The sequence below is a fragment of the Pseudomonas agarici genome (genome assembly GCF_900109755.1).
GTDB lineage: Bacteria > Pseudomonadota > Gammaproteobacteria > Pseudomonadales > Pseudomonadaceae > Aquipseudomonas > Aquipseudomonas agarici.
This window is the reverse complement of the sequence record NZ_FOAR01000005.1, coordinates 166,292-188,126: the sequence shown is the minus strand read 5'-3', so window position 1 is coordinate 188,126 and position 21,835 is coordinate 166,292. Positions and strand designations below refer to the sequence as shown.

The 21,835-nt window shown below is 58.3% G+C and carries 14 protein-coding genes; 8 read left to right on the top strand and 6 right to left on the bottom strand.

What is annotated here, in order from left to right; genetic code table 11:
* The first annotated feature begins 28 nt into the window (after positions 1–28).
* The 4 genes from BMX68_RS06935 (at position 29) to BMX68_RS06920 (ending at position 6,069) form a co-directional block, all read left to right on the top strand.
* Positions 29–3,499 carry a response regulator gene (locus tag BMX68_RS06935; protein ID WP_017133867.1) on the top strand — a complete coding sequence of 1,157 codons (3,471 nt, stop codon included), beginning with the start codon at positions 29–31 and terminating at the stop codon, positions 3,497–3,499.
* Entirely contained in the window at positions 3,499–4,314 is an 816-nt protein-coding gene (locus BMX68_RS06930; protein ID WP_017133866.1) for a CheR family methyltransferase, read from the top strand. The genes BMX68_RS06935 and BMX68_RS06930 overlap by 1 nt, the downstream gene beginning before the upstream one ends.
* Before the next feature lie 127 nt (positions 4,315–4,441).
* Positions 4,442–5,647, top strand: coding sequence for a hybrid sensor histidine kinase/response regulator (locus tag BMX68_RS06925; protein ID WP_017133865.1), 1,206 nt, complete (start codon positions 4,442–4,444; stop codon positions 5,645–5,647).
* A 44-nt stretch (positions 5,648–5,691) separates the two neighbouring features.
* Entirely contained in the window at positions 5,692–6,069 is a 378-nt protein-coding gene (locus tag BMX68_RS06920) for a response regulator (RefSeq protein WP_017133864.1), read from the top strand.
* A gap of 52 nt (positions 6,070–6,121) precedes the next feature.
* Here BMX68_RS06920 and BMX68_RS06915 read toward each other — a convergent pair whose 3' ends face one another.
* From BMX68_RS06915 to mexE, 4 genes are all read right to left on the bottom strand, one after another.
* On the bottom strand, positions 6,122–7,177 hold the full coding sequence (locus BMX68_RS06915) for a tetratricopeptide repeat protein (RefSeq protein WP_017133863.1): 1,056 nt from the start codon (positions 7,175–7,177) through the stop codon (positions 6,122–6,124).
* Between the two features lie 267 nt (positions 7,178–7,444).
* On the bottom strand, positions 7,445–8,872 hold the full coding sequence (locus BMX68_RS06910) for an efflux transporter outer membrane subunit (protein ID WP_074861974.1): 1,428 nt from the start codon (positions 8,870–8,872) through the stop codon (positions 7,445–7,447).
* Positions 8,869–12,048, bottom strand: a complete 3,180-nt coding sequence (locus tag BMX68_RS06905) for an efflux RND transporter permease subunit (RefSeq protein ID WP_017133862.1) — start codon at positions 12,046–12,048, stop codon at positions 8,869–8,871. The genes BMX68_RS06910 and BMX68_RS06905 overlap by 4 nt, the downstream gene beginning before the upstream one ends.
* Positions 12,049–12,060: 12 nt before the next feature.
* Positions 12,061–13,314, bottom strand: coding sequence for a multidrug efflux RND transporter periplasmic adaptor subunit MexE (mexE, locus tag BMX68_RS06900; protein ID WP_017133861.1), 1,254 nt, complete (start codon positions 13,312–13,314; stop codon positions 12,061–12,063).
* Between the two features lie 662 nt (positions 13,315–13,976).
* Between mexE and gltS the strand changes: the two genes are divergently transcribed.
* Positions 13,977–15,188: a sodium/glutamate symporter gene (gene gltS / locus BMX68_RS06895; protein ID WP_017133860.1), complete on the top strand. Its 1,212-nt coding sequence runs from the start codon at positions 13,977–13,979 to the stop codon at positions 15,186–15,188.
* Between the two features lie 64 nt (positions 15,189–15,252).
* On the opposite strand, the gene BMX68_RS06890 is transcribed toward gltS, so the two are convergent.
* Together BMX68_RS06890 and BMX68_RS06885 are read right to left on the bottom strand one after the other, a co-directional pair.
* On the bottom strand, positions 15,253–15,876 hold the full coding sequence (locus BMX68_RS06890) for an HAD family hydrolase (protein WP_017133859.1): 624 nt from the start codon (positions 15,874–15,876) through the stop codon (positions 15,253–15,255).
* A gap of 32 nt (positions 15,877–15,908) precedes the next feature.
* Complete coding sequence (locus tag BMX68_RS06885) at positions 15,909–16,823, bottom strand: LysR family transcriptional regulator (RefSeq protein WP_017133858.1); 915 nt, start codon at positions 16,821–16,823, stop codon at positions 15,909–15,911.
* Positions 16,824–17,158: 335 nt separating this feature from the next.
* On the opposite strand from BMX68_RS06885, the gene BMX68_RS06880 reads away from it, so the two are divergent.
* The 3 genes from BMX68_RS06880 (at position 17,159) to BMX68_RS06870 (ending at position 21,728) form a co-directional block, all read left to right on the top strand.
* Positions 17,159–18,181: a zinc-dependent alcohol dehydrogenase family protein gene (locus BMX68_RS06880; protein ID WP_017133857.1), complete on the top strand. Its 1,023-nt coding sequence runs from the start codon at positions 17,159–17,161 to the stop codon at positions 18,179–18,181.
* 599 nt (positions 18,182–18,780) lie between these two features.
* Complete coding sequence (locus tag BMX68_RS06875; protein WP_026013393.1) at positions 18,781–20,271, top strand: hypothetical protein; 1,491 nt, start codon at positions 18,781–18,783, stop codon at positions 20,269–20,271.
* 11 nt (positions 20,272–20,282) lie between these two features.
* On the top strand, positions 20,283–21,728 hold the full coding sequence (locus BMX68_RS06870; protein ID WP_017133855.1) for an aminotransferase-like domain-containing protein: 1,446 nt from the start codon (positions 20,283–20,285) through the stop codon (positions 21,726–21,728).
* Positions 21,729–21,835 lie beyond the last annotated feature (107 nt).

Sequence of the window (21,835 nt, the reverse complement as noted above, 5' to 3'; positions counted from 1 at the left end):
TACTTCAACACCCCGTCCGAGGCCCGACATGAACTCACCGTCTTCGGTTGATGAGCGCAGTTTTCGCACAATCTTGAGTCGCAACATTAGCTTGCCACTGGGTGTTGGGGTACTCAGCGCGGTGTTTTTCGTCTCATTGATCACTTATCTGCTGTCGGTGATCCAATGGGTCGAGCATACCGACCGGGTAATCAGCGGTACCAACGAGGCAATGAAGCTGTCTGTCGACCTGGAAACCGGCATGCGCGGGTTCCTGATCACAGGCGATGAGCATTTCCTCGATCCCTATGAAGTCGCCAAGCCGAAGCTCATCGCCGAGCTGCGCGGGTTGCAACAGTTGGTGGCAGATAACCCCCAGCAGGTCGAGCGATTCAAGCGTATCGAAGCCCTGCAAGAGGCCTGGACCGAATACGCGCAATCGATGATCGAGCTGCAACGTTCCGACGGCGACTATCGTGGAGCGGTGAAGGCCGGGCGTGGCAAGCGTCTGAGCGACGAGATTCGCAGTGAATATGAGAGTGCCGTCGACACCGAGCAGCAACTGCGCCTTGCTCGGAACGAGGATGTCAGTCACACCACGATCTGGGTCACTGCTCTCTACTTGTTTTTTGTACTCGGGCTGAGCGTTTTGCTCGCCTATGTGGGGCGAAAAGACTTAATAAATCTTTCAGGTAGTTACAGCAAAAATATCGCGTCGCAACTCAAGAGTTCCCAGCGTCTGGAGAAGCAGGCGTGGCTGCGTAGCGGCCAGACCGAATTGGCTGAGCAGATCCTCGGCCAACTCAGCCTCCACCTGCTGGGGCGCAATATCCTGCAATTCTGCGCCCGATATCTGGGTAGCTCGGTTGCCGCGCTCTATGTGCGCCAAGATCATGGGAGCCTGAAGCGGGTGGCGTGTTATGGCTTTTCCCGCGAGCAGGAGCAGCAGGAGCAATCGATCTATACCGACGAAGGCATTGTCGGTCAGGCCGCCAGCCAGGGGCGATTGATTCGCCTCGACGAAGTGTCGATTGACTACTTCAAGGTCAGCTCTGGTCTTGGTAATGGCTCGCCACGTAGCGTGCTGGTGGTGCCGATCACCAATGACGAGCAGGTCAACGGAGTGATCGAACTGGGTTTTTTGCGCGAGCTCAACGAGCGTGACATCGAGTTGTTGGAACTGATCGCAGACAATATCGGCACATCCATCGAAGCCGCTCGCTACCGCCAGCGCTTGCAGGAGGTTCTGGCCGAGACCCAGCAGCTCAATGAAGAATTGCAGGTCCAGCAGGAAGAGCTCAAAACCGCCAACGAAGAACTGGAAGAACAGTCGCGGGTGCTCAAGGAGTCCCAGGCTCATCTGGAAACCCAGCAAACTGAGCTGGAACAAACCAACGATCAACTGGCCGAACAGCGCGATGCCATGGACCGCAAGAATGGCGAGCTGAATCAGGCTCAGGCGCAGTTGGAAGAACGTGCGGAGGAACTACAGCGTTCGAGCAAATACAAGTCCGAGTTCCTTGCTAACATGTCCCATGAGCTACGCACACCACTCAACAGCTCGTTGATCCTGGCCAAGTTGTTGGCGGAAAACCCTCAGGACAACCTCACCGGCGAGCAAGTCAAGTTCGCTGAGTCGATCTATTCTGCGGGCAATGACCTGTTGAACCTGATCAACGACATCCTCGACATTTCCAAGGTCGAAGCCGGCAAGCTTGAGGTGCGCCCGGAGAACACCAGTGTGGTGCGGCTGGTGGAGGGGTTGCACGACTTGTTCCTGCCCTTGGCGAGCGACAAGCAACTGGCATTCACCGTGGAGATTCAGGAGGGCGCGCCGGCCATGCTGTTTACCGACCGCCAGCGCTTGGAGCAAGTACTGAAGAACCTGTTGTCTAACGCGCTGAAGTTCACCGAGAAAGGCCAGGTCAGCCTGAGCGTCTTTCGTCAGCCAGGCGTGGGGGTTGCCTTTACAGTCCGCGACTCGGGGATCGGGATTGCGCCCGAAGCGCATGAAAGCATCTTCGAGGCGTTCCGTCAGGCCGATGGCACCACCAATCGCCGTTACGGCGGAAGCGGCCTGGGCTTGTCCATTTCCCGCGACCTGGCCGCTTTGCTCGGTGGTTCGATCAGTGTGGCGAGCGAACCAGGGCAGGGCAGCGTATTCACCCTGGCGTTGCCGGAGCACTATGTCGAAGCCGTTGAGGGAACCCCCGCGGTCCAGGCCCCGGCCCATGTACCATCGGTTATGGCTCCGGTGGTGCGCGACGAACCGCCGGTGGCGAGCGAAACACCGATTGCCCGGTTTGCCGATGATCGTGACAAGGCGCCGTTCGGCACGCGCCGCATCCTGGTGATCGAGGACGAGCTGAGTTTTGCCCAAATTCTCTACGACCTGGCCCATGAGCTGGGTTACCAGTGCTTGGTTGCCTGTGGGGCCGATGAAGGCTTCGGGTTGGCGGCGCAGTTTGTTCCAGATGCAATCCTACTGGACATGCGCCTGCCCGATCATTCCGGTCTGACGGTGCTGCAACGACTCAAGGAACTGGCGGCGACCCGGCATATTCCGGTGCATGTGATTTCCGTCGAGGATCGCATCGAAGCCGCCATGCATATGGGCGCCATGGGGTATGCGGTCAAGCCGACGAGCCGCGATGAGCTCAAGGAGATCTTCTCCCGGCTCGAAGCCAAGCTGACGCAGAAGGTCAAGCGTGTACTGTTGGTCGAAGACGATGATCTGCAACGGGACAGTATCGCGCGGTTGATCGGTGACGAGGATATCGAAATCACCGCGGTCGGCTTTGCCCAGAATGCCCTTGAGTTGCTACGCGAGAATGTCTATGACTGCATGATTATCGATCTCAAGCTGCCCGACATGCTCGGTAACGAACTGCTCCAGCGCATGTCCACTGAAGACATCCGCGCCTTCCCGCCAGTGATCGTCTATACCGGTCGCAACCTGACCCGTGATGAAGAAGCCTACCTGCGCAAATATTCGCGCTCGATCATCATCAAGGGCGCTCGCTCGCCCGAACGCCTGCTCGATGAAGTGACATTGTTTCTGCACAAAATCGAATCGCAGTTGTCCCATGAACGTCAGCGCATGCTCAAGACCGCCCGCAGCCGCGACAAGGTCTTCGAGGGTCGCAAGATCCTGCTGGTGGACGACGACGTGCGCAATATCTTCGCCCTGACCAGCGCCCTGGAACACAAAGGCGCCATTGTCGAGATCGGTCGTAACGGTCGCGAAGCGATTGAAAAACTCAATGAAGTCGACGACATCGACCTGGTGCTGATGGATGTGATGATGCCGGAAATGGATGGCTATGAAGCCACCGTGGAAATTCGCAAGGACCCACGCTGGCGCAAGTTGCCGATCATCGCGATCACGGCCAAGGCCATGAAGGACGATCAGGAGCGCTGCCTGCAAGCCGGCTCCAGCGACTACCTGGCTAAACCCATCGACCTGGATCGCTTGTTCTCGCTGATTCGGGTGTGGTTACCGAAAATGGAAAGGACCTAGTGGAGCAAAATTTCGACATCGAACTGCGTCTCTTGATCGAGGCGATTTACCTTAAGTACAGCTATGATTTTCGCGACTACTCCGACGCGTCCATCAGGCGTCGGGTCAACCACGCTTTGCGCCAGTTCGACTGTGCGACGGTTTCGGCCTTGCAGGAGCGTGTGCTGCACGATCCGACGGCATTCATGAAGTTGTTGCAGTTTCTGACCATACCGGTCAGCGAGATGTTTCGCGATCCCAGCCACTTCCTGGCGATTCGTCAGGAAGTGGTGCCGCTGCTCAAGACCTACCCATCGATCAAGATTTGGATCGCCGGTTGCAGCACGGGCGAGGAGGTCTATTCGCTGGCCATCCTGCTGCGTGAGGAGGGTTTGCTGGAGCGCACGATCATCTACGCCACCGATATCAATCCCAGCTCCCTGGATAAGGCCAAGCAAGGGATCTTTTCCCTGGATAACGTGCGCGCCTATACCCACAATTACCTGCAAGCTGGCGGCCAGCGAGAGTTTTCCGAGTACTACACGGCAGCCTATGGCTATGCGATTTTCGACAAGACGTTGCGCGAGAACGTGACCTTTGCCGATCATAGCCTGGCAACCGACAGCGTATTTTCAGAAACTCAATTAATTTTATGTCGCAATGTATTGATTTATTTTAATAAAAAACTTCAAAACCGTGCCTTTGATTTGTTCCATGAATCGCTCTGTCGTCGTGGTTTCCTGGCGCTTGGCAGCAAGGAAACCCTGGATTTCTCTCCCTTTGACAAGCAGTTCGAACCTCTGATCAAGCAAGAGCGGATTTATCGCAAGCTATGAGTAGACAGACTCTCGAGTTAACCCGGCAACAGCGTGTGGGTGTCATTGCGGTCGGCGGGCACGAGCCGGAGTATATTCTCCCTTTACACGGCATCAGCTGTCTGTCTGTCGAGCCGGAACGAATCGAATGCTAAATACTATCCAGGCCAAACTGCTGATCGTCGACGATCTGCCGGAAAATCTGCTGGCGCTGGAGGCACTGATCAGGCGCGAAGATCGCGCCGTCTACAAGGCCTTGTCGGCCGATGAGGCCTTGTCCCTGCTGTTGCGGCACGAGTTCGCAATAGCCATTCTCGATGTGCAGATGCCGGGCATGAACGGTTTCGAACTGGCGGAGCTGATGCGCAGCACCGAGAAGACCCGCAGTATTCCCATCGTCTTTGTCAGTGCCGCCGGGCGTGAGCTCAACTATGCCTTCAAGGGCTATGAAAGCGGTGCGGTGGACTTCCTCTACAAGCCCCTCGATACCTATGCGGTGAAAAGCAAGGTCAATGTTTTCGTCGATTTGTATCGTCAGAGCAAGGCGATGAAGCAGCAGGTCGAGGCCCTTGAGCAGAGCAGGCGCGAGCAGGAGGCGCTACTCAAGGAGCTACGGGCAACTCAGGAGCAATTGCAGTGCGCGATCCGCACGCGCGATGACTTCATGTCAATCGTTTCCCATGAGGTGCGCACCCCCCTCAATGGGCTGATCCTCGAGACCCAGCTACGCAAGATGCATCTGGCCAAGGATAACGCGGCAGCGTTCACCCTGGACAAGGTGCACGCCATGGTCGAGCGCGATGAACGGCAGATCAAGAGTCTGATCCGGCTGATCGAGGACATGTTTGATGTGTCACGCATCCGCACCGGCAAACTGTCGATACGCCGGAGCCGCTTCGATCTTTCGCAACGGGTAGCCAAGGTGTTGGAAGGGTTCGCGCCCCAAGTGGAGGCCGCCGGGTCGACACTCAACTTCCAGGCCGCGCAACCGGTGGTGGGCAACTGGGATGAATTTCGCATCGAGCAGGTCATCTCCAACCTGTTGACCAATGCCTTGCGCTACGGTGCCAAAAGCCCGATCGATGTACGAGTCTACGCCCAGGATGGTGAAGCACGGATTGAAGTTCGCGATCATGGGATCGGGATCAGCGAAGACAACCAGAAGCGCATCTTCCAGCAATTCGAACGGGTTTCGGCCAGCCATGTGGCCGCCGGACTCGGGTTGGGGCTATTCATTTCCGAGCAGATTGTCAGCGCCCATGGTGGCACTATCAGGCTACAAAGTACTCTTGGTGCAGGCGCCACTTTCTGTGTTTGTCTACCGTTGCAGGAAAACCAGGCAATTTCTCGCTGAGTGGATAGTCATATTGGCAGCAACCTTAAGAATGAAGGCTTTCCATGAGTGAAGATGCACAAGACGTCGTCCTGATCGTCGAGGACGATCCCGCGATCCTGATGGTGTTATCGCACTATCTGTCTGGTGAAGGTTATCGGGTCCTGCAGGCCGAAAACGGCGAGGAAGCATTCAAGATCCTCGCGACCAAGCCGAACCTGGACCTGATGGTGACGGATTTTCGCTTGCCCGGTGGGGTCTGCGGAGTCGACATCGCGGAACCTGCGATCAAGCTGCGTCCAGACCTGAAGGTGATTTTCATCAGCGGTTATCCGGCCGAGATTCTCGAGACCAATAGCCCCATCACCCGGATCGCACCGATCCTGGCCAAGCCCTTCGATCTGGACTCACTGCAAAATCAGATCCGGCGCTTACTGGCCTGAGGCAATCAATGTCCAGGACCTGACCGAGCGGTTCCGCCTTTTTGTCGACGTTTCAAAGTCCCTGTTGTAGAGCCGGATCATCGGGATTCTGCTGTTCCAGTTGGGCCAGCAGGATCTGCACGTTCTGCAACTGACCGCTTTCTTTCCAGTAGTTGATCAGCAGTACTCGGGCTTTGCGGTTCGCCGGACGACGCTGGACCAGCTCTTCGAGCTGACGCTGGGCAGCTTCGAGCTGGTGCAGCTCATGCAAGGTGGTAGCGAGCTTGTAGCGGTATTCGCTGTTGTCCGGCTCCAGCTCAACGGCTTTGGCCAGGCCCAGCAGCGCATACTCGGCCTGGTCATGATGCAGCAGCCAAATGCCAAGGGCATGTTGCAGATACGCCGATTGTGGTTGCTGTTCCAATTGCTTGGCCAGCAGTTGTCGGGCCTGATCCGACTGGCCACGCTTATCCAGCAGTTCAACCTGAGCGACCAACGCTTCGAGGTTATTCGGCTCCAGCTGTGAAACCCGTTCAAGCGACTGCTGAGCCTTATCCAATTGCCCTTCGTGCAGGTACAACCGAGCGAGCTGGAACTGGGCATCGGCACTCTCCGGTTGGGCCTCGAGCGTTCGCTCATACTTATCGATCACCTGTTGCAATGGGCCGAAATATAGCCCTTGATCGTCCGGTGACAAACCGAGCATGGCATTGGCGGCGGCAAAGCGCACCTCCTGCTCGCTGTCTTCCAGCACCGGTCCGAGCAACAGGCTGCGTTGTGCTTTCGGTACCAGGCCGACAATGCTCTGGATTGCGGCTTCACGTACCAACGCTGAGGGATTGAGCAAATCCGCATCGGCCAATTTCAACGCCTGGGGACTAGGGTAGTTGGGCAGTTCGGCGTGCAGCGCGGCGCGGCGGATATCCGACAGATCGGTGCGCCCCAGTTGTTGGTAGAGCACTCGCGCAGCGCCTGGCTGGCCGTTGTGTGCCTGTTCCAGGGCCTGACTGTAGTTGACATGTGGGGTTTTCGTGGGTGTCGCCGACGGGCTGCGCAACCAGTACCCGGCGAGCGCCAGAATCAGAAGTGCAAATAGGCTGATGATCAGGTAGCGGTGAGGCTTCGTCATGCAGTGTCCGTGAGCTGGCGAGCTTTTTGTAAAACTGACAGCTTCGGCTAGGAGCGCTTCGGAGTCAAACCCGTGATCAATCGGGCACGCACTCGATCGGTTCGAGGCAACATCAGCTCGATTTCCCCGAGGCTTGCCAGAATCTCCCGTTCGACCGTGCAGGTACCTGTTGCTGTTCCCAAGGTTTTCGCGGCCGAAAAAAACCCCACGACCGAATGGGCGCGGGGTCGAAGAGGTTGGGGGAGCATCCAACCAGGAGAGTTTGAATCAGTTACTGGCCACCGTCTGCGGCGCATAGCCGCCGCCCAGGGCCTTGTAGATGGCCACGATGCCGCGATACAGGTCGGTCTCGGCCTGGGCCTGACTGTCTTCGGCAGCCAAGCGCTCGCGCTGGGCATCGAGCAATACCAGGAAGTCTACGGTGCCCTCGCGGTAGCGGATCGCCGCCAGGTCGGCGGCGGTACGGCTCGACTCGCTCTGGCGAATCAGCGAGATCAGGCGTTGCTGACGCTTGCCATAGTCGCTGAAAGCATTTTGCGATTCCTCCAGGGCCAGCAACACTTGCTGTTCGTAGGTCGCCAGGGCAGCTTCGGCTTCGGCGTTGGCGCCACGTAGACGAGCCCGCACACTCCCCAGGTTGAACGCCGGCCAGGTGATGCTCGGACCGAGGGCCCAGGCATTGGCCGCCGAGGAGCCGATCTGCGAACCGCGTCCGGCGGTGAAGCCGAGGAAGCCACTGAGGCTGACCCGTGGAAACAGGTCGGCCTTGGCCACGCCAATCCGTGCGGTGGCGGCAGCCAGCTTGCGTTCGGCGCTGAGAATATCCGGACGACGTTGCAACAACTCGCCCGGATTACCGATGGCCAGGGCTTTGGAGATCGCCGGCAGGTCCCTGGGACTTAAGTCCACCGACAAGGTATCCGGACGCTCGCCGAGCAACGTCGCGATGCGATTGCGATCGCGCGCCTGTTCGGCTTGCAGTTGCGGCACACTGGCTTCGACCGCCGCCAGGCGGGCATCGGCGCGGACCACATCGAGCTGTTCGCCGACACCGGCATCGCGCAGGCTTTCAGTGATGCCCTTGGACTCCTGCTGGTTCTTCTGGTTGGCCAGGGCGATTTTTTCCCGTAGTTGCGCGCCGCGCAGTTGCCCGTAGGCATCCATCAGCTCGGCAATCATGGTTACCTGCAACTGGTACAGGTCGGCCTGCGCCGACTGCTGATCGGCGTCGGCGGCTTCCAGGTTGCGCTGGATGCGGCCAAACAAATCGATTTCCCAGGCCATGTCCAGACCGAGGTCATAACGGTCGTTATTGACCCGCTTGTCACTCTGACCCGACGGTACCTGACTCTTGCCCAAATCGGCACTGGCACGGCTGGTGATGGTCGGCATGGCGTCGTCGCTGACGTCATCGCGGATCGCCCGCGCCGCTTTCAGGCGGGCGAAGGCGACACGCAACTCACGGTTGCCAGCCAGGGATTGAGTCACCAACTGGTTGAGGGTCGGATCGTCGAACTGCTGCCACCAGAGACCTTCGAAGTGGGCACGATCGAAGTTCTTCTGGCCAGCGCTGCCATCGGTAGCGGAGGTGATATTTGCCGGCGCCGTGTCAGGCGTTTTGTAGTCCGGGCCGACGGCACAGGCGCTCAATGCCAATACCAGCAGGCTGGGTAGAAAGACTTTTACACGGCTCATTGTTGCGCCTCCAGCTTGAGGGCCCGTGCCGCCTTACGATTCTCACTGCGCTCCACAGAGCGGCGAATCAATACATAGAACACCGGAGTCAGCAGCAAGCCGAAGAAGGTCACTCCGAGCATCCCGGAGAACACCGCCACACCCATGGCATGACGCATCTCGGCACCGGCACCGCTGGAAACCACCAGGGGTACCACGCCCATGATGAAGGCCACTGAGGTCATCAGGATCGGCCGCAGACGCAGACGGCAGGCTTCCAGCACCGCGTTCAACGGGTCGAGGCCTTCTTCTTGCTTATCCTTGGCGAATTCGACGATCAGGATCGCGTTCTTGCACGCCAGGCCCACCAATACGATCAAGCCGATCTGGGTGAAGATGTTGTTGTCGCCACCAGACGCAATCACCCCGGCAATGGCCGACAGCAGGGTCATCGGCACGATCAGGATCACCGCCAGCGGCAGGCTCCAGCTTTCATACAGTGCCGCCAGTACCAGGAATGCCAGCAGTACACAGAGCGGGAACACCAGCAAAGCAGTATTACCCGAGAGGATCTGCTGATAGGTCAGGTCGGTCCACTCATAGATCATACCGTTGGGCAATTCCTCCTTGAGCAGTTTCTCGACGGCCGCCTGGGCCTGGCCAGAGCTGTAGCCCGGTGCCGCGGCGCCGTTGATTTCCGCAGTGATAAAACCGTTATAGTGCATCACACGGTCCGGCCCCGAGGTGTCGCTGACCTTGATGAAGGTAGCCAGCGGAATCATCTCGCCCCTGTTGTTGCGTACTTTCAGCTGGCCGATTTGGTCGGATTCGAGACGAAATTGCTGTTCGGCTTGAACGTTGACCTGATAGGTGCGGCCGAAGCGGTTGAAATCGTTGGCGTACAGCGAACCTAGGTAGACCTGCAGGGTGTCGAAGATATCGCTGACAGCCACACCGTGGGTCTTGGCCTTCTCACGGTCGATGGCAGCATCCACTTGCGGTACGTTGACGGTATAGCTGGTGAACAACCCGGCCAGTTCCGGCACGCTGCGGCTCTTGGTGATGATGTTCATCGTTTCTTTGTACAGCTCGTCGTAGCCTAGGTTGCCGCGGTCCTCGATCTGTAGGCGGAAGCCACCGATGGTGCCCAGGCCTTGAACGGGCGGTGGCGGGAAGATTGCCATATAGGCTTCCTGGATGCCGGCAAACTTGCCGTTCAGGGCGCTGGCGATGGCACCGGCCGATTTACTCGGGTCCTTGCGCTCGTCGAAGGGCTTGAGGGTCACGAACACGATGCCAGCGTTCGGGCTGTTGGTAAAACCATTGATCGACAGGCCGGGGAAGGCCACCGCGCTTTCCACGCCAGGCTGCTTCAGCGCCAGGTCGGACATGCGCTTCATCACCTCTTCGGTACGGTCCAGGCTGGCCGCATCCGGCAGTTGGGCAAAGGCTACCAGGTACTGCTTGTCCTGGCCGGGCACGAAGCCGGTCGGCGTGGTGGAAAACCCCAGCCAGGTCAGGACCATCAGTCCGGCGTAGAGCACCAGGGCGACGCCGCTGACTCGGATGACCCGGGTCACGGCGCCGACATAACCATGGCTGGCTCGTTCGAAGAAGCGGTTGAACGGACGGAACAACCAGCCGCCCAACAACGCGTCGAGGATTTTCGAGAAACGGTCTTTCGGCGCGTGGTGGTCCTTGAGCAATACGGCAGCCAGCGCCGGCGACAAGGTCAAGGAGTTGAACGCCGAGATCACGGTCGAAATGGCGATGGTCAGGGCGAATTGCTTGTAGAACTGACCGGTCAAGCCGGAGATGAACGCCGCCGGGATGAACACCGCACAGAGCACCAGCGCCGTGGCGATAATGGGGCCGGTCACTTCACGCATCGCGCGCTGCGTAGCCTCGACCGGGTTGAGGCCCAGGCCGATATTACGCTCGACGTTTTCCACCACCACAATGGCGTCGTCCACCACGATACCGATCGCCAGTACCAGGCCGAACAGCGACAAGGCGTTGAGCGAGAAGCCGAACATATGCATGACCGCAAACGTGCCGATCAGCGACACTGGCACCGCGACTAACGGAATGATCGAGGCACGCCAGGTCTGCAAGAACAGGATGACCACCAGAACCACGAGGATCAGGGCTTCGAACAGCGTATGCACCACGGCTTCGATGGAGCCGCGCACAAAAACCGTCGGGTCGTAGACGATGCTGAAGTCCATACCTTGCGGGAAGTCCTTCTTCAGTTCGTTCATCTTGGCGCGAACTTGGTTGGACACCTCAATGGCGTTGGAGCCAGGACGCTGAAAGATGGGCAGTGCCACCGCCGGCTGGTTGTTCAGCAGCGAGCGTAGCGCGTACTGGTTAGAGCCAAGCTCGACTCGAGCGATGTCCTTGAGACGGGTGATTTCGCCGTTGTCGCCTACGCGAATCACGATGTTCTCGAACTCTTCCTCCGAGACCAGGCGACCCTGAGTGTTGATCGACATCTGGAAACTGGTAGCAGAGGGCGACGGAGGCGCCCCCAGTTGACCGGCCGCGACCTGACGGTTCTGCTCGCGAATCGCGTTCACTACATCGCTGGCGGTCAGGTTGCGCGACGCGGTCTTGTTCGGGTCGAGCCATACCCGCAGGGAGTAGTCGCCCATACCGAACAGTTGCACGTCACCGACACCGTTCAGACGCGTCAGCTCATCCTTGATATTGAGCAACGCATAGTTGGACAGATAGAGCATGTCGTAGCGCTTGTCCGGCGAAGTCAGGTGCACCACCATCGTCAGGTCGGGCGAAGCTTTGTCGACGGTGATACCGATGCGAGTCACTTCAATCGGCAGCTTCGGCTCGGTGCGGGTCACACGGTTCTGCACCTGCACCTGCGCGTTATCCAGATCAGTACCCAGAGCGAAGGTGATGGTCAGGGTCAGCTTGCCGTCGGCAGTGGACTGCGAGGACATGTAAAGCATGTTCTCGACGCCAGTGATGGCTTGCTCCAGGGGCGCGGCCACGGTCTCGCCGATGACCTTGGGGTTGGCGCCGGGGAAGTTGGCACGTACCACCACGGTAGGCGGAACCACTTCCGGGTATTCGCTTATCGGCAACTGGAAGAGCGAGATCGCACCGGCGATCAGGATCAACAGCGACAATACTGCCGCGAAAATCGGTCTTGATATGAAGAACTGGGAAAAATTCATCGAGTATATCCCTTAACCGCGTGGGGTCGCTGCAGCCAGCTTGCTAGCCTGGGCCGAAGCATCTTTGGCCGGGGTAACCTGCGGCAGGTTGCTGGCTTCCAGCACTTGCCGTTGTTCTGCCAGGGCAGCGAGAGTTTCCTGGCTGGCCATCGGGATCACCTCAGGATCTACCAGCGAGCCCGGACGCACACGTTGCAGGCCCTTGACGACAATGACGTCATCCTTGTTCAGGCCGTTGCGCACGATTCGCAGTCCTTCGATTTTTGGGCCCAACTCGACCGAGCGATAGGCGATCTTCTTGTCGGCGTCCACCACCAGCACAAACTTCTTACCCAGGTCGGTGCCCACCGCTTCGTCATTGATCAGCACGGCGGCGTAGGTGCCGCTGCCGACCAGCTTTACGCGGGCATACAAGCCGGGCGTGAAGCTGGCGTCGCTGTTGTCGAACACGGCGCGACCACGGATGGTGCCTGTCCGGGGGTTGACCTGGTTGTCGACAAAGTTCATTTGGCCCAGGTGCGGGTTGCCGGTTTCATTGGACAGGCCCAGGTAGACCGGAGTGGTCTGGCCCCGCTTACCCTGGCGCGCCAATTGGGCGTACTTGAGGTAGACCCGCTCATCGGCGTCGAAATAGGCGTAGACCTTGTCGGTGGAGACCACACTGGTCAACGGTGTGACATCGGCAGTGACGATGTTGCCGGCGGTGATTTCGGCACGGCTGACACGGCCGCTGATCGGTGCGGTGACGCGGGTGAAGCTCAGGTTCAAGCGGGCCAAATCCAGTTGTGCCTGGATCGCATCGACGGCCGCCTTGGCTTCCTGGGCGGTGCTGGTGCGATTGTCGGCCAACTCCGCGGAGATGGCGTTACTGCTCAACAGCCGTTTGCCGCGCTCGGACTCGTTGGCCGTGCGGCTGGCAGTGGCACGGGTTTGTTGCAATTGGGCTTCGAGACGATGGACTTCAGCTTGATAGGGGCGCGGGTCGATCTGGAACAACAGGTCGCCCTTCTTCACCAACGCACCTTCGGTGAAGGCTACTTGGTCGATCTGCCCGGAAACCCGTGGGCGGATTTCCACGGTTTCCGGGGCCTCAAGGCGTCCGGTGAACTCGTCCCATTCGTTGACAGGCTGTTCGATGACTTTGGCCACACTGACCTTGCTCGCCGGCATTGCGCCACCCGCCACGGGTGTCTTGCCGCAGGCACTGAGCACGACGACTGCCAGGGTAGCCAGGGGAAAGCGCAAAAGCTTAAGTGAATGTTCCATGGAGAAGCCGCCAATCTATTGAGATGAGCGGATCATGCTGTGAGCGTTGATCACACACGAATCGAATGAAGCGAAGGTAACTATCATTCGGAATGATAGCAACGCAGACTTAGCTCTCTAGCATGCGCCTTCCGTTAGGTGTCTATCCATGGCTTAAATCGCAAATCACTGTTTCAGTAAATAAGAGAAAGGGCGGTGACACAGCCCCTACAGACCGATATAGGCTATTTTTTCGCGTCGCGCAGTCTGCCATGACGTTGGCCTGATGTAGGAAATGTGCCGCCCCTCCAGAAAAGGCCTGACGACAGTTGGTAATGGCATGCTTATCGGTCTGAATATTCGGAATTATCCGACATTGTGAGGGAATAAAGCCTACATCGCTGCCGATAGGCTTCAGTAAAATGGCGGGGCGGCAGACGGGCGAATACAGCAGCAGAGTATTACCCACAAGACCGGTAAAAACATCGTCAGCCCTTGCAGGTGTGCGATTTCAGACTACGACCACATTTCTGACATCCGCTCATTACGTCTCCTTTCGATGATTGATTACGTTGATTAAATACAGGAGCCCGCTGATTCACACCTCGACACTCGTATTGTCGGGGCGGCTCGACTTTGTCCAGAACATCGTCAGACAAAAATAATTACCGAGGATTATCCATATGGTTCAACTCGACTTCTACGGCACGCTGGTAGCCGCTTCCTTGGTGTTGCTGCTCGGCCGTGGACTGTGTTCCCGTGTCGGGTTCCTGCGCACCTACAATATTCCCGAGCCTGTCGCCGGCGGACTGGTGGTAGCGTTGATGCTGTTGCTATTGCGGGTCTTCGCCGACTTTGTGGTGAGCTTCGACACCTCCCTGCAAATGCCACTGATGTTGGCCTTCTTCGCCTCTATCGGCCTGGGCGCCGATTTCGCCAGCCTGAGGAAAGGCGGGCGGGTCCTGGGTATTTTCCTGCTGGTGGTCGTCGGGTTGCTGGTGGTGCAAAACGCCCTCGGCGTGTCATTGGCCGCCGCCTTGGGCTTGGATCCGCTGATGGGGTTGTTGGCAGGCTCAATCACCTTGTCGGGCGGCCACGGTACGGGTGCCGCATGGAGTTCGGTGTTTACCGAGCAGTATCGGGTGACGTCCGCCTCGGAGCTGGCCATGGCCTCGGCAACCTTTGGCCTGGTACTCGGCGGTCTGATCGGCGGGCCAGTAGCCAGATTGTTAATCAAGCGCGTAAAGGCCCAAAAGCTGATCGATGAAGTCCCGAGTGTGCCGAAGGGCTTCGAGCAGCCCGAGCGCGAGCGGATGATCACCCCAGGTTCCTTTATCGAGACACTGGCGTTGATTGCCATCAGTCTGTTGGCCGGTACCTTTCTGAGTGAATTAATCAAGGGTACGGCTCTTGAGCTACCGACCTTCGTCTGTGTGCTGTTTGTTGGCGTGGTGCTGCGCAATGGCCTATCGGCGCTGGGCTGGCATGAGGTGTTCGAGCGCGAGGTATCGGTACTGGGCAATGTCAGCTTGTCGCTGTTCCTGGCCATTGCGCTGATGTCACTGAAGCTTTGGGATCTGGCGGCGCTGGCCTTGCCGATCTTTATCCTGTTGACGGCTCAAGCCGTGCTGATGGCGCTATTCGCGATCTTCGTCACCTTCCGGGTGATGGGCCGCAACTACGATGCCGTAGCCCTGGCCGCCGGGCATTGCGGCTTTGGCTTGGGCGCGACGCCCACGGCGATTGCCAATATGCAGGCGGTGACCCAGCGTTACGGCCCGTCGCGGATCGCGTTCCTGGTGGTGCCTATGGTCGGGGCGTTTTTTATCGATATCGCCAATGCCATCGTGATCAAGCTATACCTGGCGTTGCCATTCATAGGCAACGTTAGCTGATGAGCGGGGCCGGGTGATGGGAGGTGTCGGCCCCGCTGGGGCCAACTGTCGGCATCGCGCGGTCCTAAAAACGCACACCTAGCTCATGCAGGCACGCTTGCGTCACTTCGGCGGACACGTGGTGAATACCCTGCCAACCGAGAGCAACGGCCGCGTCTATGTTGGTTGCGACGTCATCGATAAACACGACTTCATTGGGTTGGATATCCGGCAGGTGCGCCCGCACCTGATCCAGACTCATATGGTAGATCCCGGCATCGGGCTTGATTTGCTTCACCTCGCCCGACACCACGATGTCGCGAAAGCGCTGCAGGAAGGGGTAATGGGCACGGGCATAGGGAAAGGTTTCGGCCGACCAGTTGGTCAACCCGAATAACGGCATCTGGGCGCTATGCAACGCTTCCAGGATGGCTACGCCTCCTGGCAGTGGACCGCGTAACATTTCGTGCCAGCGGTCGTAATAGGCCTGGATCAGGGGCTCATGTCGCGGGTGTCGGGCAATCAAGCTGCGAGTGGCTTCGGCCAGCGAGCGACCGGCATCCTGCTCGGTGTTCCATTGCTGGGTGCAGATGTTGTCAAGAAACCACTGCCTTTCGTGCTCATCGGCGATCAATTGGCGGTACAGGTACTGCGGGCTCCAATCGAACAAGACGCCGCCGAAATCGAAAACCACCGCGCGAGTCGTCATCGTATCCTCCTGTTGGGGCGAGTGCGGTATGGTCAGAGGCTGTCCGGATCGCCGCAGAACATCTGGATCCGCGAGCGCAACCAGCGTTCGCCCGGATCGTTGTCCTGGGAGCCGCGCCAGGCCATGTGCAGTTCGAAGGTCTGCACCGGCAACGGCAGGTCCTCGGCCCGCACGCCACCCGCGGCGGTCAGGGCGTCGGCGGTGTAGTCGGGCACGGTGGCGACAATATCGGTACCGCTGATCAGCGTACTCAAGCCGTTGAACTGTGGAACCGCAAGCACGACATGCCGCTTGCGCCCGAGCTTTTCCAGCTCGGTATCGATAAAGCCACTCAGGTCGCCGGCAAACGACACCAGCGCTTGCGGACGCGCGCAGAAGTCGTCCAGCGACAGCGGGCCGGGCACGGTATCGGCGCGCAGCAGTTTTGAGGAGCTGCGACGCAAGACCTTGCGTTTGGCGTTGGCAGGCAGGTCGGTGGTATAGCAGACACCGATGGAAATCTCACCGGAACCCAGCTTGGCTGGAATCAGCAGGTAATTGACGCGGCGGACCACCAGGGCGATACCCGGAGCCTCCGCCCGTAACCGCTTGAGCAACTGCGGCAGTAGGGCGAACTCGACGTCGTCCGACAGGCCGATGCGAAACACCGAGGTACTGGTCGCCGGATCGAAATCAGAGGCGCGGCTCACCGCAGTGGAGATCGAGTCCAGCGCTGGCGAGAGTAGGGCGAAGATTTCCACGGCACGGGCCGAAGGTTCCATGCTTCGCCCGGTACGCACGAACAATGGGTCATCGAACAGGCCACGCAGGCGCGACAGTGCCGCACTGATGGCCGGCTGACCGAGGAACAGCTTTTCCGCCGCTCGGGTCACGCTCCGTTCGTGCATCAGGGTTTCGAATACAATCAGCAGGTTCAGATCGACGCGGCGCAGGTCGTTACGGTTCATCGGGCTCGCTTCACTGGTCAGTCAATGACGGATAAGGTCAATAATACGGGCAAAGGCACCTGATTCGCACTGGGAAAATAAACTTTCCTATTTATGTCAGGGTTTATGCCAGAGTGATGCGCGGGGTCACGTCGGCGCCTGAAACCCTGAGCCGAGGGGGCTCCTTGGCAGGAAAAAGCGACCTTGCTTGCGGCCCCGGCCCAGGTTGCCAACATTGTGTACAATGCTCGCCAATCAATGACAGGCATGTCGACTATTAATGGGCACAGATAGTCTTCAAGGGAAACCCCGGATAGAGTTCGTGTCATCAGAGGTTCATTTTGGCGAGGTTTGCGATGTCACGCACGATCCGTTTTCACAAATTTGGTTCAGCCGAGGTGCTCAAATGCGAAGAGCATGTGGCCCCTGTGCCTGCACCGGGTGAAGTGCAGGTACGTGTCGAAGCGATTGGCATCAACTGGTATGATGTTCTCTGGCGGCAGAATCTGGCATCCTCCCGTGCTCTGCTGCCGGCGGGTATCGGTCACGAGATGGCCGGTGTGGTCACTGCTATCGGTGATGGAGTGGACGATCTGTCGATCGGCGACAGAGTCGCCAGCTTCCCGGCCCAGAGCCCCAACGACTACCCCGTCTACGGTGAGGTGATTGTCCTGCCGCGTTCGGCCCTGACCCATTACCCGGATGTGCTGACTCCGGTTGAGGCCAGCGTCCACTACACACCGTTGTTGATCGCCTATTTCGCCTATGTCAACCTGGCCCAGGTCAAGCCGGGGCAGTTTGCTCTGGTCACCGACGCCAGCCACTGTGCCGGCCCGGCGTTCGTGCAACTGGGCAAGGCCCTGGGTGTGAAAGTGATTGCTGCGACCAAGACCGCCGAGGAGCGTGATTTTCTTCTGGCTCTGGGTGCCGAGAAAGTTATCGTCACCGAAGAGCAGGATTTGTTGATGCAGATCACCAAGTACACCGATGGTCGTGGCGTCGACATGGTCTTCGACGGCCTTGGTGGCCCGCAAATGTCGATGCTTGGCGATGTCCTCGCACCGCGTGGCAGCTTGGTGCTTTATGGCCTGCAGGGCGGTAATCAGACGCCATTCCCGGCCTGTGCGGCGTTCCAGAAGAACATCCAGTTCTTCGTACACTGTATCGGCAACTTCACCGGCAAGCCAGAACTGGGCATTGCTCAGGATCAGCCGGCGGTACGCCGGGCACTGCGCGATATCAACCAACTGACGGCGGACCGTGTCCTGTCGCCACTGGAAATCCGTGCGTTCCCTTTCGATGAGTTTGTCGAGGCTCATCGGCTCATGGACGCTTGTCCATGCCGTGGGCGGGTGGCACTGCAGGTCAATCCCGTCTGAGGTCATGCAAGCAATTATCAAGCCCCGTATCAGTCAACTGATACGGGGCTTTTTGTTTTGTCCAACAAATGATTGATTTTTTTGTAAGAAAGTTGCCGAAAAAAGTGATTATTTGGGCAACTGAACCGGTTTTTTTCCAAATTCTGTATCTGTTAATCGCCTTGTAAGCACTGATAATTAACCGGTAACTTTCAGCTCAAGGAACGAGTCATGGTCGAGTTTCAGTTGTTGTACCGTTCGATGCAATTGCACAATTTTCAATCAGGGTGTTCACGGGGAACCGGTGGGAAGAGGATGAGTACGGATAGGGGCTCTCTTTATATTGAACTTATTCGTGTGATCAATAGTTGTAGGTAAGTGTAAGAATATTCCTAGGATGTTCTTATCGCCGCAAAGATTTCCCCATTATTGACCGGCAATCCGTGACTTAGGTCACACTCGCATACCCTTGCTGTGGATGTTACAGGTTTGGAGTCATACTCTTAATTGTAATTCGACTTGTCCAACTGTGGACGGTGAATACACTCCTGAACATAACATGCGTTGATAATTACGAGCGCCGGTTGCCCGACACTGAACCCAATCCAGGTGTAAAGGCTATGAGCTCTATTCACGAGCAGGCAATGAACTATGTCTATCAACAGGTTCTACAACGGTTGTTGAGTTACTTCTCACGTGCCGAACGTATCGCATTGCAGTTGTTGATCCAGCGTTTAATCGTGGCCGCAGGCGGCATTGAGCGCATCGGCGAGTTCAAGGTCATGGTGCCCCATGGCGGGGGCAAGGACAGCAGTTACACCTTGGCCTTCCTGCGGGCCGCTCAGTTGAGCATCGCCGGGCGCTCGCCAGCCACGTTCAAGCTGCGTATCGCCACCTTGCGGCATGCCGGCGTGACCGCTACGGTCATGGATAATATTCACCGCGGTTACTGCGCGCTGTTCGTCTACGACGACCCCCGCGTGGAGTTGTTGATGGTGGACAACCGACATGTCCGCCCGTTTCAGCACCGGACGCCGATGTCCGATCTCAATCGCGATTTCAATCGACGCAACTTGCTTATGAACGGCCATCTGACAGCGGGTGATGGCCGGGCAATGTTCTGCAACAGTTGCTACCTGTCGATGGCGGACTTTCACCAGCGCGCCAGTGCCTGGGACAAGGGTAGCAGTGCCCTGATCATCGGTGATTCCCCACGGGAACAGAAGGAGTACCTGACCTGGCTGCTGCGCTCGACCGCCGGCCCTGATCGGAACAAGCAAAGCAGGGGGCCGCTGGAGTTCGAAGAGGTTGTGCACAACTGCAATGAGCTGAGTCTTGAGTACTATCGAGAGCTTTATGGCGACACCCCGGCGCAACCCCAGGGTCCGGCCATCGGTCACGCCAATGCACCGATGCTAGTGAGTGTCTATGACCTGGTGGGCAGCAACATCGAGCAACGCTGGCCGTTGCTGACGGAGTTCCTCGGCTTCCGCTTTGAGGACCTGGCCTTCCACTTCAGCGAATCGGATTGCGCCAACCCCTTGCTGATGGCTCATATGCGTGGTTTGCAGGCGCAATATGTCCGGGAGCTGAGCTACCAGACGGGCATTACCGAATACCTGCAACTGGCCGCGGTGATGATGCGTAAGAAACGCATGTCGACACGTCTGATCGAGCAGGCCATGGTCGCCTACGATACGCCAGAAAAACTTCTCAACCGTCGCGCCCTGGCCGGGGCGTATGCCCAGGAGGCCTACGGCCTGCGAGAAGAGCAACTGATCTGCTTGCTGTTCGCGCCGTTCGTCAATCAGGGCCTTGGCCTGGAGCCTTTTCTGCGCCACTGCCATCCGGGCATGCTGGTGGCATTGCCGGACCTGCACAGAGCCCTGTCGGCCCAGCCGACTGGCGAGCAGGTGGAACAGTGGTTGACGAATGTCAGCGGCCTGACACTTAAGCTGTTGCAGGAGTTGTATCGGAAAACCCAGGTCGATTTCAACAGCTCCGTCTCGCTGATTGCCCGGATCCGGGCCGGCGATCCAGATAAACATCGTATTGACATCATCAATCCCGATAACGGTGAAGTCTGCAAAGAAGTCCTGTCGGGACGCTAAAAGGATTGGTATTGATAGCTTCAGAAACTCCCGAACCCGATGCGGTTCCACGAACGACCAGAGGGCGCAAGCATTCGGACTTCGCCTATCAGTCGGTCTACCGTTATCTGCTCAACCTGATCAATGAGGTGGAAACCGATGCGCGGGTCAAGCTGCCCTCGTTGCGGCATCTGGCCGAACGCCTGAACGTGTCGATCTCGACTATCCAGTACGCCTACTCCTTGCTGGAGAAGGAGGGTCGGGTCTACTCCCAGGCCAAATCGGGCTATTACGCATTGCCGGTCTCCGGCAATGCGTTCATCAGCAGCGGTGCCGACCTGTTGGAGCGGATGTACGTGCATTCGCGCCGCCCCGGCACTCTGGTGCTAAGCAGCGATGAGCCTGCGTTGCTGTTGTCGCTGGACAATCCACTGCTGCTGCTTGAGCGGGAGTTGGTGCGTCAGTATCCCAGACAGCAGCAACCGCAGTTCCAGCCATTTGGCGAACTGGAGCTGCGCACCGCCCTGGCGGTACGTTACACCACCTCGGCGCAGCGCTATTGGCATGCCGACGATGTCTATATCGGTGCCGACCTGCGCAGTGTCCTGGAAACGCTGATGGCCGCGCTGTCCCTGAAACAGGCAACGGTATTGGTCGAGTCGCCTGGCGATTGGGTGATTCTGCGGTTGTTGCAGGCCGGCGGGGTGAATGTGGTCGAACTACCGCTGGACAGCCACGGTGCCTTTGATCTGGAGGGACTTGAACATCTGTTGCAGACCCAATCGGTCAAACTGTTGCTGATGTCTTCCAGAATCAATATGCCCCACGGTAGCCTGATGCCACTGGAGCAGCGCCAGCAGATCGCCCGATTGCTGGAGCACTTCGGGGTCTGGCTGCTGGAGAACGACAGTCATGGCGAACTCGCCTTTCAAACCGGAGGGGTGTGCATGCGTGATCTGGTCGATCCGGATCGCCTGCTGGTATTCGCCAGTTTCGAGCGTTTCATGGGCTGCGAGGCACCGTTCGGCTATCTGTTGTCACGGCATCTGGGGATGGAGTTGCAGCGGCATTTCCTGCTGCGCTCGTTTCGCATGTCGCCGACGCGACAGAAGGCGATTGCCCGCCTGTACAACAGCGGACGCATCGATCAGCACCTGAGCACCCTACGGCGGCTGCTCAACGAACGGATGTTGCAGGTCAGCCAGTTGTTGCGCGCACGCCTGGCCGACAGCCTGGACTTCGTCACACCTCAGGGCGGCGCAACCGTCTGGGCACGAGCTTCGCGTCCGACGGACATGCGTAAGGTATTCGAACGCCTGCTGGAGCAGAAGATCGTCATGGCCCCCGGTGAATTGTTCAGCCTGCATGGCTTACACCGCGATTGCCTACGCCTGAGCACCACCTCCAACGGCCATCGCCATCTGGAGCAAGCCCTGGGGGCGTTGGCCGACGCCTTGCGCCTGGAATCGATTCCCTGAAAGCGGGCGCCTGGAAATCCTTTGGTCCGATTGTATTTGCCAGGCGTGGGGGAGGGCTGTTATCTGTATGTATAACCAGCATTTGATAACCATGGTCCTGCCCGCCT